Source organism: Serratia sp. Ag1 (assembly GCF_000743355.1).
Classification (GTDB): domain Bacteria; phylum Pseudomonadota; class Gammaproteobacteria; order Enterobacterales; family Enterobacteriaceae; genus Chania.
On sequence record NZ_JQEI01000025.1, the window covers coordinates 201,188 to 214,933 of the forward strand.

12 protein-coding genes are annotated in these 13,746 nt (G+C 52.4%); 4 read left to right on the plus strand and 8 right to left on the minus strand.

The features are described 5' to 3' along the window. Positions 1–38 precede the first annotated feature (38 nt). The 6 genes from IV04_RS15870 to IV04_RS15895 all read right to left on the minus strand — a co-directional run bounded on the left by IV04_RS15870 (position 39) and on the right by IV04_RS15895 (position 6,506). A complete protein-coding gene (locus IV04_RS15870; RefSeq protein WP_037395616.1) occupies positions 39–785 on the minus strand; it encodes an SDR family NAD(P)-dependent oxidoreductase in 747 nt (248 codons plus the stop codon). Positions 786–788: 3 nt separating this feature from the next. Next, a complete protein-coding gene (locus IV04_RS15875) occupies positions 789–1,865 on the minus strand; it encodes a ketopantoate reductase family protein (protein WP_037395618.1) in 1,077 nt (358 codons plus the stop codon). Further along, positions 1,862–2,563 (minus strand): creatininase family protein, encoded by a 702-nt coding sequence (locus IV04_RS15880; RefSeq protein WP_037395620.1) that lies wholly within the window; start codon positions 2,561–2,563, stop codon positions 1,862–1,864. The genes IV04_RS15875 and IV04_RS15880 overlap by 4 nt, the downstream gene beginning before the upstream one ends. 27 nt (positions 2,564–2,590) lie before the next feature. Further along, positions 2,591–4,105, minus strand: coding sequence for a carboxypeptidase M32 (locus tag IV04_RS15885; RefSeq protein WP_037395622.1), 1,515 nt, complete (start codon positions 4,103–4,105; stop codon positions 2,591–2,593). Positions 4,106–4,196: 91 nt separating this feature from the next. After that, positions 4,197–5,801, minus strand: coding sequence for an ABC transporter substrate-binding protein (locus tag IV04_RS15890; protein ID WP_037395624.1), 1,605 nt, complete (start codon positions 5,799–5,801; stop codon positions 4,197–4,199). Positions 5,802–5,822: 21 nt separating this feature from the next. Next, a complete protein-coding gene (locus IV04_RS15895) occupies positions 5,823–6,506 on the minus strand; it encodes a FadR/GntR family transcriptional regulator (RefSeq protein ID WP_037395626.1) in 684 nt (227 codons plus the stop codon). A gap of 440 nt (positions 6,507–6,946) precedes the next feature. On the opposite strand from IV04_RS15895, the gene IV04_RS15905 reads away from it, so the two are divergent. After that, positions 6,947–8,653 carry an SWIM zinc finger domain-containing protein gene (locus tag IV04_RS15905; RefSeq protein WP_037395630.1) on the plus strand — a complete coding sequence of 569 codons (1,707 nt, stop codon included), beginning with the start codon at positions 6,947–6,949 and terminating at the stop codon, positions 8,651–8,653. Positions 8,654–8,660: 7 nt separating this feature from the next. On the opposite strand, the gene tal is transcribed toward IV04_RS15905, so the two are convergent. Both tal and rpiB read right to left on the minus strand, forming a co-directional pair. Continuing rightward, positions 8,661–9,611 carry a transaldolase gene (tal, locus tag IV04_RS15910; RefSeq protein ID WP_037395632.1) on the minus strand — a complete coding sequence of 317 codons (951 nt, stop codon included), beginning with the start codon at positions 9,609–9,611 and terminating at the stop codon, positions 8,661–8,663. Positions 9,612–9,741: 130 nt separating this feature from the next. Then, the gene (gene rpiB / locus IV04_RS15915; protein ID WP_037395634.1) at positions 9,742–10,200 is read right to left on the minus strand and encodes a ribose 5-phosphate isomerase B; all 459 of its coding nucleotides are present in this window, start codon (positions 10,198–10,200) and stop codon (positions 9,742–9,744) included. Positions 10,201–10,516: 316 nt separating this feature from the next. Between rpiB and IV04_RS15920 the strand changes: the two genes are divergently transcribed. The 3 genes from IV04_RS15920 (at position 10,517) to IV04_RS15930 (ending at position 13,743) form a co-directional block, all read left to right on the plus strand. Next, positions 10,517–11,629, plus strand: coding sequence for an alcohol dehydrogenase catalytic domain-containing protein (locus IV04_RS15920; protein ID WP_037395637.1), 1,113 nt, complete (start codon positions 10,517–10,519; stop codon positions 11,627–11,629). Between the two features lie 64 nt (positions 11,630–11,693). Further along, positions 11,694–12,962 carry an MFS transporter gene (locus tag IV04_RS15925; protein ID WP_037395639.1) on the plus strand — a complete coding sequence of 423 codons (1,269 nt, stop codon included), beginning with the start codon at positions 11,694–11,696 and terminating at the stop codon, positions 12,960–12,962. A gap of 22 nt (positions 12,963–12,984) precedes the next feature. Beyond that, on the plus strand, positions 12,985–13,743 hold the full coding sequence (locus tag IV04_RS15930; protein ID WP_369794930.1) for an SDR family oxidoreductase: 759 nt from the start codon (positions 12,985–12,987) through the stop codon (positions 13,741–13,743). Positions 13,744–13,746 lie beyond the last annotated feature (3 nt).

Genomic DNA, 13,746 nt, shown 5'->3' on the forward strand with positions numbered 1-13,746 from the left:
CGGGGCGTCCTCCCGCGCACCGGGTGAATCTGAACGCGTTACTTACCGCCATCGACGGAGAGTGTCTGGCCCGACACCCAGCCCGCATAAGGCGAGGCAAAGAACAGAACGGCGTGGGCGATATCTTCCGCTTTGCCTAAACGGCGCATGGCGATTTGGCTCAAAATCGCTTGCTGTTTCGCTTCGCCAAATTTTTGCCACTGGCGCTCGCTGCTGGGGTTGGAACGCACAAAGCCGGGGGCAACGCTGTTCACGGTAATACCGAAGGGGCCCAGTTCATGGCCGAGCTGGCGAGTCAGGCCAATCTGTGCCGCTTTCGCGGAAGCATAGGCCTGGATCCCGGTCAGGCTGATGCCCAGCCCGGCTCCGCTGGAGATATTGATAATGCGGCCATAGTTCGCTGTTTTCATCGCTGGGGCGACGGCTTGGGCAAACCAGAAGGTGCTGTCTACGTTAACCTGAAACAGGGCATGCCACTGTTGCGGGGTAATGGTTTCGAGCGGATGGCCCTCTTGCCCGCGCACCCCGCCAGCACAATTCACCAGTACGTCCACCTTGCCGACTTCAGTGACAAAGGCTTGCACCTGCGCCCGATCGGTCACATCGACCATGCGCGCCTGCGCTGACGGCCCGCACTCTTGCTGGGTAATCGCCAGCGTGTCTGCATCCACGTCGCAGATCCACACTTTGCCACCCAATGCCGCGAAGGCTTTGGCAATCGCACGGCCAATACCCTGTGCCGCACCGGTAACGATGATCTGCTGTTCGGAAAAATCAAATTTCATCTATTACTCCTTACTGCCGTGATGAACGATGGGTTGCACTAAGGCGGCAACCCGATCGAGGTTGGCCCAGGATAACGGCGTGCCCTGTTCGATCTGGTGAATGCCGTTAATCACCGCTTGCAACAGTGGGGTGGCAATGCCCAGGCGTTCTGCTTCCTGCACAATCACACCGAGCTGCTGATCCACTTCGGTTTTACGCTTATGAATGGCGAGATCACGCCAGATGCCGCTGTGGGTTTTGGCCGATCGCTGGTTGAATGCCACCATGGCATCCATCGAGGCATGGCTTTCTGCCATCGTGGCCTGGGCGCTGAAAGCGGGGGGATGGAAACCGTTGAAGCCTTCTAGCGGAATGTTGGCTGCGGCAGCCACCGCACACACCTCTTTGCCGATAGCGATCAGGACGTTGCGGTAATCAGGATGCGCCAGCACATCGACAATCGACTCGTTGGTCAGTGCCGTACCAAACAGCAGTGCACCGTAACCCAATTTGCCCCATAAATAGCTGAAGATATGCTGTGTTTGCAGCGCGTTCGGTTCAAATAGTTGCATCAAATGCAGAATATCGGCCAGGCGAGGGGTTAAAGCGCCTTGCAACTCACCGATCACCACGGCACCACGCCCGGCGTAATGAATGTGGCCCGGCTCTAAAATGTCGGCACCAAAATTGATAAAGCAGCCGATGGTGCGTGATTCGCCGACGATGCTGGCAATAATCAGCTCATTCAATCCATTTTGTACCGAGATCACCTCACCCTGTTCGGCCAGGTGCGGGGCCAGGCTGTGGCAGGCCGCCTCTGTATGCTGCGCCTTGGTGCAGAGAAAGATGCGCTGATACCGTTGCGGGCTGGCATTGCCTGCGGCGCTCGGCGACCCAAGTTGTTCCGGCAACACCGCACGGGCAGGAACGATAAACTCCTCGATCGGCCCGCTGATGCGTAAACCCTGTTGATTAATCGCCGCCACGTGAGCAGGGTTGTTGTCCACCAGCAGCACATCGAGCCCGGCCCGGATCCAATAGGCTGCCAAGGTGCCGCCCATGGCACCAGCGCCCCAAACAACAATCGGCGACGGGCTCATTCCCAAGGCCCTTGCAGAATGGCGCGAGTCTCTTCCACCGCGACTTGCCACATGGCATTTTCCACCTCGGCAGGGCGCTGATACCAACCGCCAAAATTGCCGTCGCCCAGGTATTCTTTGGCCTGTGCCGCGTTCATCACGTGGAAACGCTGGTAATCAATCGGCGCTTTACGTGCGTCTGGGCAGGGAGCATCCGCCAATCGCGTCCAGGGTAAATTCTCCATCCAACTGGCGTGGGAAGAGGTAGGATCCACCGAGCGCACGTTGGCCAGGGTATTCGGCGCATTCCACCAGTTGTAGAAGCGCACTTTAACGTCTGGGTTACTCAGCATCCATTCTGTGGCGGCGCTGGCGGCAGGCTGATTACCGCCATGGCCGTTCACCAGCACAATACGTTTGAAACCAGAACGGGCGAGGCTGTCTAACAGATCGTGAATCACCCGTACATAGGTTTCTACGCGTAAAGAGACCGTGCCGGGAAACGCGGCAAAATAGGGCGTTACGCCAAACGGGATCGCCGGATAGACCGGAATGCCCAAAGGCTCGGCCGCATCTACCGCCACTTTCTCTGCCAGGATCATATCGACGGCCAGGCTTAAATAAGCATGCTGTTCAACGCTGCCTAATGGCACCACGACGCGATCGTCCTGCTGCAGGTAGGATTCGAGCTGCATCCAGTTCATGTCTATAATTTTCATGATTTCTCCCTTGGTTAGCCGTGTCGCTTACAGTTGATAAAGCGCGGTGAATTTCTGTTCCAGATAGTCAAGATAAGGGGTGGCATCCAACCCTTTACCGGTGGCGCGCTGTAACAATTCATGGGGCAAATAAGTGCGGCCATGCTGCAGAATGTTTTCTGTCAGCCAGCTTTTCAGTGGCAGGTAGTTCCCCTGTACTAGCGCCGTGGCTAATGACGGCTGCTGTTGCAGGGCGGCGGCCATAAATTGTGAGCCCATGACGTTGCCGAGGGTGTAAGTGGGGAATGAACCGATCATGCCTTTTGACCAGTGGATATCCTGCAGTACCCCAAGCGTATCTGTGGTGGGTTTAACGCCGAGATAAGCCTGGATTTTTTCAGCCCAAAACGCCGGTAAATCGCTGACTTTCAGGCTGCCCTCAATCAGGCCCATTTCGATTTCAACCCGCAGCATGACGTGGAAATCGTAAGTTAATTCATCGGCTTCGACGCGGATCAGGCTAGGCTCTGAGCGGTTGATCGCCCGGTGGAACTGTTCGACAGACACATCGTCCAGCACGCCGGGGAAGGTAGCCTGTAACTCTGCATAGTGGTGATGCCAGAACGGCAGAGAGCGGCCCACACGGTTTTCCCACAGGCGCGACTGCGATTCGTGCACCCCGTAGCTGGTGCCAGCGACCGCATACAGCCCGAACAGATCCAGCGTGAGCGCAGTGCCGCTAAGCTCTGGCGCGACATTCTGCTCATAAATGGCATGCCCGGCTTCATGCAGGGTGCCAAACAGCCCGGCATTCAGAAACTGCGGATTAAACCGGGTAGTAATGCGCACATCTTCGCGGGTGATCGAGATTTCAAAAGGGTGCGTGGTGGTATCTAAACGGCCACGTTGAAAATCATAACCAATCTTCCCGGCCAGCTTGGTGGACAGCGCCCGCTGCTGATCGACGGGAAAATGGCGATGCAAGAAAGAGTTATCAGGCTTAGGCGCGGCGTGAACGCGCTTGACTAACGGCAATAAGCGCGCCTGTAGCTGGGCAAACAGGGTTTTCAATGCTGGGACGGTTAAACCGGGCTCATATTCATGGGTCAGGGCTTCATAGGGGTGATTTTGGTAACCCACTACCTCGGCAAAGCGGCGTTTTAAATCAACAATCTTTTCTAAATAGGGTTGGAACAGGCTGAAGTTGTTCTGTTCACGCGCTTCACGCCAGGCCACCTCGGCCACGGCCACTAATTGTGCCTGTTCCACCACCAGGCTGGCAGGGACCTTTTTATAGTGAGCAATTGCCTGTCGTAATGCCTGATGAGAGCGCTGCTGATGCAGGGTTAAATTCGGTAATGCCGCTTCATCGGCCAACGCACTGGCTAATTCAGGGGACAGGATCATGCTTTGTGCCAAGCTGCTCAAGGTAGCAATCTGTTGCCCACGTTGAATACTGGCACCGTTTGGCATGCCGGTGCTGGCATCCCAATTTAATAAATTAATCACATTAAGCAGATCGCTCAGACGGGCGATCTGCGCCTTTAATGGCGTCGCAGTCATGATATATTTCCTTATATGCACCCACTCTCATTCCCGCTATTGGCATAACGGGAAGGGGGAGGGGTAATATTACGGCTGAGGTTATTGCAGATTATTTATTAATATCGGCATCCGCATAGCTATTCAGCGTTAATGGGCTGGCAATTACGCCAGAAACATTTTTACTGGTCGCTAATGCATTCAGCGGATGGAATAAAGGGATCCACGGCAGGTTTTCCTGGAATATCACCTGTGCCTGCTGATACATTGCAGTACGCTTAGCAAGATCCGATTCTGCACGGGCATCTTTCAATAACTGATCGAAGGGTTTATCACACCAGCGCGAGAAGTTGCTGCCATCTTCCATGCCTGAGCAGGAAAGGTTATTGGACAGGAAGTTATCCGGATCGCCATTATCCGAGGCCCAACCCAATACCACCGATGTGTGCTCGCCATCACGCGCTCTGCGCAGCAATTCACCCCATTCAATGGTTTTGACATTCACATTTACCCCGATCTTTTTGAAATCGGCCTGCAGCATCTCTGCGGTTAATTTAGGGTTCGGGTTAGAACCACTGGTGCCTGGGCGCACCCAGATCTCCATATCGAATCCGTTAGGGTGCCCGGCTTCCGCCAGCAGTTTCTTCGCTTTATCGATATTTAATTCCAGCGGCTTAATATCGGTGTTATAGCTCCATTGTGACGGCGGATAAGGGTTGGTCATGGGTGAAGCGGCATTTGCGGTGACCACCTTAATTAAATTAGGACGATCAACCGCCAGCGCTAATGCCTGGCGGACTAATTTATTATCCAACGGCGGCTTTTGGGTATTCACTTGCAAATAAGAACTGGTCAGCGCATTGCCTTTGATCAAATTTAATTTGTCATTGGCTTCAATGGCGGGCCAATCTTGCGGGCTTGGGTAGAGCATCACATCACATTCATCGGCTTTTAACCGTTGCAAACGCACGGAGGCATCGGGTGCAATGCTGAAAATTAACTGGTCGATCTTTGGCTTACCGCGAAAATAGGTAGGGTTCGCTTCATAACGCACCATTTGATCTTTGCTGTAACGCTTAAAGACAAACGGGCCGGTGCCGACCGGTTTAGTGTCCATATCGCGCAATTTATTCTCTTTCTCTAATTGCGTAGCATATTCACGCGACAAAACCGAGGTAAAGCCCATCGCCAAATCCGCCAGGAAAGGGGATTCCGGGCGATTTAATTCAATGCGCACGGTATGGTCATCCACCCGCTCAACGGACTTGATCAACTCCTTGAACCCCATGGCCTGAGCGTAAAACCAGCCTTGCGTCGCGGTTTTATACCAAGGATTACTTGGGTCAATCTGGCGTTGCAGGCTATAAACCACGTCGTCGGCATTCATGTTACGCGTCGGTTTGAACCAGGGCATGGTGTGAAACTGCACATCTTTGCGCAGATGGAAAGTATAGGTCTTGCCGTCTGGGCTGATGTCCCAGCTTTCTGCCAGCGCAGGCCGGAGTTCCGTTGTGCCTGGCTTGAAGTCGACCAGGCGGTTATACAGCGCTTCCGATGAGGCATCCGCTGTGGAGTTAGCATGATACAAGGAGTAGTCGAAGCCATCAGGGCTGGCCTCGGTACAGACTTTGAGTGTTTTCACCGGGTCGGCGGCACTCGCAACCCCTGCCATCAACAATAAGCTGGCACCGACGCTCAACGTAAATTTTTTTATCATGATAGCCTCCTGGCAAATGAATTAAATTGGCCTACTAAGATGGATATTGGCGCGCAGGGCGGCATTTTGCAGATGCTGCTCCATCGCGGTCCGAGCTAAATGAGGTTCACCCATTTTTATGGCTAAAAAGATCCGCTTGTGCTCCTCAAGGGTAGGTTCCATATCGGCAAAACTACCGTGCGGCGGCGTTTTACTCTGTTCATAGGGTTGGCGAATCAGTTTGATAATCTCTTGCAGCAACCGATTACCCGCGATACGAATGATCTGGGCGTGAAAATCCAGATCGCACAGCTTGACCATGAGCAGGTCTCCCCGCTTTGCCGCCTGGTATGCCTCATTGATTGAGGTTTCCAGCAGCGCGATATCTTCAGCAACGGCATTGGTCGCCGCATGAGCGGCGGCAAAACTTTCCAGTTGCTGGCGCATAGCCAACACCTCTGCAAGCGAGTAGTTTTCAAACCGCCATGGTTTTTGTTCCGTGGGTGAGCGTGCGATGACGTATACGCCTTTCCCGGGCTTGATACTTAATAACCCCCGCGATTCAAGATGGCTGAGTGTTTCACGCAATGACGCGCGGCTGAGTTGGAGCATTTTTGCCAGTTCATGCTGCGAGGGGAGGCGTTGCCCCACCTGCCATTCTCCTGTACTAATCCGCGTTTCAATTTCTTGAGTTGCTTGTTGCACCACAGACATTTTGGTCGCCACGACAAGGTCCTTTTATTAGAGTTAACAGGTCAGACAGGTTCGACTTGTTAACGTTTAGAAAATGCGAGATCCGCATGTTTTTGTCAATGACTGTCAATATAAAGGATTTTTTCTGGCTTAAAGCATTTTTCTAGTTTTTATTCAATGAATTAGAGGTGAGCTCTGTTTGTTGTCTTTAGTTAAAAATAGGTTAAATGGAGGTGGGGATGCTTTTTGAACAGGATAAAAAACGATTAAAAACTGCAGGAAATGAATATTTCAGGATGGGGCGAGATTAATCATTGGTGGTTACTCAAGAATCCTTGTGTCCCATCTGCGGGGTTTTTTGTTGCAAATCTGCTGTGGCTGAGTTTTGCTATTACGATATACGGGGATCAGATCAAAGGCGGCAAAACCATCATGCTGTTGCTATCGATATACAGTGACTACGGAAAAAATGCATGAAATCAGACAATAGTAGCATCGCGTCCATTGTTCCATCTTTGATTGATATGGCTGAACTAAGAATGTTGACAGGGCGGGAAACTTTTACCAAAGGTACACAACTGATGGAAAAAGGCCGTGTCAGCAATCTGCGAATTCAGGGGGCATTGGTCACTGCCGATGTACGAGGCAGCTACAGTTATCAGGTGATGATCGCGCTTAAACCTGAGTTGCAATTTAGCTGTACTTGCCCTGCCGCCGATTATATGGATGTCTGCAAACATGCCGTCGCAGTGGCGTTACAGTTGAGGAACCCTGATAATTTGCCAACGGAAGAAAGTGATGAACAATTACTGCGCCGTTATTTTGAGCAAAAAAAGCCTGATGAACTGATCGACTTATTACTGCAAGCGTTGCGCAGTAATGAAAGCTTAATGAAGGCATGGCTGCTCGATGCAAGACTGGCATCCGAATCGATTTCGCTGGTGCAACTGAAGAAAATGGTTACCAAAGCGTTGCCTGCCAGTGAGATTTGGGATTGGCATCAGGTTTATGGCTATTTTTCAGAGGCAGAACCCCAGTTGGATAGCATTTGGAAAGCGATGGAGAAGTTACCTATTGCGGAACAATGGGCACTGACAGAGCATGTGCTGAAACGCTTGAATAACGTACTACAGCGTATCGATGATTCTGGTGGTCACCGATTTACTATTGAGGGCCAGATTTTAGAAAAAATGCCGGTCATATTCGAAAAGCTCGATTGGCCTGCGGCAAAGAAAGCACAGTGGTTATTTGAACATCTTGGGCAAACTGAATATGACGTATTCCCACTGGTTGAAGAGCATTTCGTTGTTAGCGCTGAAGTACAAAATTGCTTGCTGAAACTCTGTCGTGATGCGGTTGAAACGATGGCCGCTGAACTTAAAATGGCAGAGCAACCGTTTGATGTTGTCTACCGAATGCAAAAGTGTGCCAGGCCGTTATTGCAGGCTGCGCAGCAAAATGGCGATTGGCGTGAAGAGGGGCGTTTGTTGTCGCTGTTGGCTCATGATTGCCATGATTATCTGAAACTCAGTCAGTTTTACCTTGAGCATAAAGAAGAACTGGATGCAGAAGACTGGTTGCTTAAAGCGAAAAAAGTTGCGACATCCCACAACCAAATAGCTTGTTTGCACCAAGAGGTGCGAGTAAAAATAGCCCTCGGTGAAAGCAAGCAGGCATGGAACGCCGCCTGGCGCAGTTTTGAACATCGACCGAGCTATAGTGAATTCCAGTATTTATTTGCTGTGCATGAGGAACTTGGGCAGCCCGAGCCAGAGCTTTTAAATAAAGTCGAGCAGATATTGCAAAGTGCCCCACGCTTAGGGAATGAGTTATTGGCGTTTTATATCGAACAGAAGCAGCTTGAAAAAGCCAAAGTCTGTGCCAAAGCCGGGAACAGATCGCGAACGCAAATATTACAGCTGGCCGATCTATTGATTGTTTCAGAACCTGAAGAGGCGCTGGTACTTTATCGACAGGCAGTGAAAGGATTGATCGAAGAAACCCATGCATCATCGTATGAACAAGCAATAAAGCTGTTATTGCGCCTTCAGGCGCGGCTTAAGGCAAACCGGCATCCGCTGAATGATTTCAAACACTCCGTGGCTCAGTTAGCCACGGAGTATCGGCGTAAGCGCAATATGCTGGCCCTGTTCAATAAGCATTTTGCCGATTACCTGTAAGGCTGAACTACAACTCAGCCGCCAGCATATCTTCCAGCTTTTGCTGATCGACGGCGAACAGCCGGATGCCTTCGGCCAGCTTCTCTACTGCCATCGCATCCTGATTATGCAGCCAGCGGAACTCGGCTTCGGCCAGCGGAGCTGGTGGGGAGAAAGCTTCGACCGACGGGGTTAATTGGCGTTCAATCGGTTGTTCGCTCTGCTTTAGCTGCTCCAGCAGATTGGGGGCGATGGTTAAACGATCACAGCCCGCCAGCGCCAGAACCTGTTCAACTTTGCGGAAGCTGGCTCCCATAATCACAGTCTGATAGCGATGCTGTTTGTAGTACTCATAAATCGCGCGAACCGATTTCACGCCGGGATCCTGCTCGACAGCATATTCAGCCGTCGGTTGTTTAGCCTGATACCAGTCATAGATACGGCCAACGAACGGTGAGATAAGGAACACACCAGCTTCGGCGCAGGCACGGGCCTGAGCAAAGGAAAACAGCAGCGTCAGGTTGGTGTTGATCCCTTCTCTTTCCAGCTCTTCCGCCGCTTTGATACCTTCCCAAGTGGCTGCCAGTTTGATCAGAATGCGCGATTTGGCGATCCCTTGTGCCTGATACAGCCCTATCAGCTTGCGCGCTTTGGCCACGCACATGCCGCGATCGAATGAAAAGCGGGCATCCACCTCGGTGGATATCCGCCCCGGTACGCTTTTCAGGATTTCTACGCCAATATTCACCGCCAGTTTGTCGCTGGCATTAATCAATTGGGTTTCCTTGCTGCCACCTTGTTGGCGGGCGTAGTTGAGCGCCTCGGCGATCAGCGGTCTGTATTGCGGTAGTGCAGCGGCTTTCAGGATCAGCGAAGGGTTGGTGGTGGCATCCTGTGGTTCGAACTGGCGAATCGACTCGATATCACCGCTGTCGGCGACCACGACGGTCAACTGTTTGAGTGCGTCTAATTGGTTCATCGCTAAGCTCCTTGCTCAAGATAAATAAATGAGAATATTTTTCATATAGGCCAATACAGTGCCTCATAAAGCTGATGATTCACAGGCGCTTTTACTGATTGCTATGATGGGAAATAACAATCGGTAGGGATTAGCGCTGGCCGATCACCTGTTCGTAATAACCAATTTTTGCCACTTTGGGGGCCGATCCTCCCCCTTCAAACTCGGAGGCCAACCAGGCTTCAACGATCGATTTCGCCAATTCCGCGCCGATCACGCGTGCGCCTAAAGTGATGATCTGGGCGTCGTTGCTCTTGCGGGCGCGCTGGGCAGAATAGGTGTCATGGCACTGCGCTGCGCGGATCCCCGGCACTTTGTTCGCCATGATGCTCATACCAATACCGGTACCACACAGCAGGATCCCACGCTGATGTTTCCCCTCTTTGATCGCCTGCGCCACGGCAAAAGCGATATCTGGGTAACTGGTCGCTAACTCATTGTTTTCTTGTGCGTAGTCGGTGACAGCGATGTTGTGCTGTTGCAGGTAAGCAGCGATCACATTTTTCAGTTCAATGGCGGCATCATCGGCGCCGATAGCAATAGACAACATAAAGATCTCCAGGTTGATAGCGATAAGGTTGACGATCTCGGTGGCGCGTCATGGGGTTACCATAATCAGATATTTTCAAATGTTCAACTGTTGTTCTTTTGTTTTTTTATAAACATTCTATTCAAGAGGTGAAAAATGACTTAAATACCAATAAATAGGTAATATATGAATTTATAACGATTAAAAGAGGGCTTTTTGAACAGTATCACACTTTGAAAAGTTGGTGGTGGGCAACCTCGAACATAATGAGTAGTGTTCATATGTTCTTAATGTGTATTAATGATCATTATGATAAGCCCTACCAAAGGAGAGAACTATGTGTCAGAACTGCGTAACACCAGCAAAAATGGCCGAAGGAATACCTGAAACCATGAAAGCGGTGGTGGCTTATGCCCCGCACGATTACCGCCTGGAGGAAGTGGCAGTACCGAAAATTGGCCCAAAAGAGATCCTGATAAAGGTTGAAGCCTGCGGGATCTGTGCCGGTGACGTGAAAGCGTTCGAAGGGGCCGCCAGCTTCTGGGGCGATGAAAAACAGCCTGCTTATATCAAAGCGCCGATGATCCCCGGCCATGAATTTATCGGCCATGTGGTGGGCTATGGCGAAGGCGTGGAAGGATTTGCTCTGGGCGATCGGGTGATCTCCGAGCAGATCGTCCCTTGTTGGGAATGCCGCTTCTGTAACCGGGGCCAGTATTGGATGTGTGAGAAACACGATCTGTATGGCTTCCAGAAAAACGTTAATGGCGGTATGGCGCAATACATGAAGTTCACCAAAGAAGCCATCAACTATCACGTGCCTGCGGATATGCCGATCGAAGCCGCCATCCTGATCGAACCTTATGCCTGTTCATTCCACGCGGTGCAGCGCGCCAATATCAAACTGGGCGATGTGGTGGTGCTGGCCGGGGCGGGCACGCTCGGCCTGGGGATGATTGGGGCGATCAAAAAATCCGGCCCGGCAAAACTGGTGGTGCTCGATCTGTCTGACGAGCGCTTGGCATTGGCGAAAGAGTTTGGTGCCGATGTGGTGTTGAACCCGCTGCGCGATGATGTGATGGCAATCGTCAAAGGCATGACCGAAGGCTATGGCTGTGACATCTACATTGAAGCGACTGGCGCACAGAAGTCTGTTGAGCAAGGGCTGATGCTGATCCGCAAGCTGGGCACTTTTGTTGAGTTCTCGGTGTTCAAAGATCCGGTGACCGTCGACTGGAGCATTATCAGCGATCGCAAAGAGCTCGATGTGCTGGGTTCCCACCTGGGCCCGTATTGCTATCCGCTGGTGATCGAAGGTATCCGCAATGGCGATTTACCTACCAAAGGCGTGGTGACACAAACGCTGCCGCTTGAGCAGTTTGCCGAAGGTTTCGAGATGATGAAACGCGGCGTCGGCTCGATCAAAGTGGTACTCAACCCGAATTTGTAATGCCTGCATTATTCTCCGGGTGCGGGTGAGCCTGCACCTCACAATTAAATGTGCGAGGTGTTTTATGTTGAATGGACTGATTCATCGCATTGGCCTGTCGCCAAAACTGATGCTGGGCTATGCCGGTGTGCTGGTATTCATGATGGGGGAAGGGTTGGAGCAAGGCTGGCTCTCGCCATATCTGATTGGCAAAGGGTTAACGATTCAGGAATCGGCGCTGTTGTTCAGCGTCTATGGTTTTGCTGCGGCTATCGCTGCCTGGTTCTCTGGCGTGCTGGCAGAGATTTTCACCGCCCGCCGGGTAATGATCGCCGGGTTGTTGCTGTTCCTGCTGGGTTCGGTGTGTTTTTTGGTCTGGGGATTACCGAGCAATAACCTGGCAGTGATGGTGCCCACTTATGCCCTACGCGGTTTGGGTTACCCGCTGTTTGCCTATGGTTTTCTGGTGTGGGTCGCCTATGAGGCACCGCCGGAAAGGTTGGGATCGGCGGTGGGGATTTTCTGGTTTGTCTACAGCGGTGGGCTGAGCGTGCTGGGCGTGCTCTATTCCAGCATCATGCTGCCGTATCTGGGGGAAATCCACACCCTGTGGAGTGCGTTAATCTTTGTGGTGCTGGGGGCGATGATCGCATTATTGCTCAACCGCACGCCCGGCCATGCCGAAGTGGGCAATCGAGAAAAAGCTTCCCTCAGCTATGTGCTGAAAGGCATCACTATTGCGTTTGAAAACCCAAAAATAGGCCTTGGCGGCATTGTGCGCACCATCAATACCTCGGCGGCGTATGGCTTTGTGGTGTTTATGCCGATGTACATGATGGATCTCGGTTTTAGCCGCACTGATTGGCTGCAGATGTACGCGGCGCTGTGGACGGTCAACATCATCTTTAACCTGATTTTTGGCGTGGTCAGCGACGGTTTGGGCTGGCGCAATGTCGTGATGTGGTTTGGCTGCGTGGGCTGCGCGCTGACCACGTTGCTGTTCTACTACGTGCCCTATTTCCTCGGGACGAATTACCTGCTGACCGTGATTGCAGCAGGCCTGTTCGGTGCCTGTTTGGCGGCATTCGTCCCACTTTCGGCACTTATGCCTTCATTAGCACCGGAGAATAAAGGTGCCGCTATGTCGATCCTTAACCTTGGTGCCGGGTTGAGCACCTTCGTTGGCCCGGCGGTAGTGGGGTTGTTTATTGGTAGTTTGGGCAGCAGTGGGGTGATCTGGATTTTCACCGGTTTGTATCTGTTCGCCGGGGCGCTGATGAAGTTTGTCACCTTACCGAAAGACAGTGCCACCACGGCTGAAGAACATCCCGCCCGTTTGGCCAACATCTCCTGATTAGTAAGACGAGGAACCGATGATGTCGACTGAAAAGAACCCGTTTTCTCTGCAAGGAAAAGTGGCGCTGATCACTGGGGGCGCGGCTGGCATTGGCTTTGCCATCGCCGAGCATTATCTGCAAAACGGTGCAAAGGTAGTGTTGCTGGATCGCGTGCCGCAGGTGGCGGCGCTAGCTCAACAGTTGGATGCTGAATCAGCGTTGGGAATAGTGACCGATGTGACCGACAAAGCCGCGTTAACCCAGGCGGTCGCCCAGGCAAAAGCGCATTTTGGCCGCTTGGATGTGTTGGTCAACAGCGCCGGGATTGTCGCGCTGCATCCGGCGGAAGAACTGCCGGAAGACGCTTGGGATCGCACCATGGCGATCAATCTCAAAGGGGTGTTTCTCGCCAGCCAGGTGGTGGGCCACTATTTTCTCCACCAGGAGAGCGGCAGCATTATCAATCTGGCTTCTCAAGCCGGTGTGGTGGCGCTGCCCAATCACCTGGCGTACTGCGCCAGCAAGGCTGGCGTGATCGGTTTAACCCAGGTACTGGCACTGGAATGGGGGCCGCGCAACGTGCGGGTTAACGCGATTTCTCCCACCGTGGTGCTCACCGAACTGGGGCGCAAAGCCTGGTCGGGCGAAGTGGCCGAACAGATGAAACAGAAAATCCCGCTGCGGCGCTTTGCTGAACCGCAGGATATTGCTGCCAGCGCGCTGTTTTTAGCCAGCGATGCGGCCAACATGATCACCGGTGCCAACCTGCTGGTTGACGGCGGCTACACCATTCAATAATGC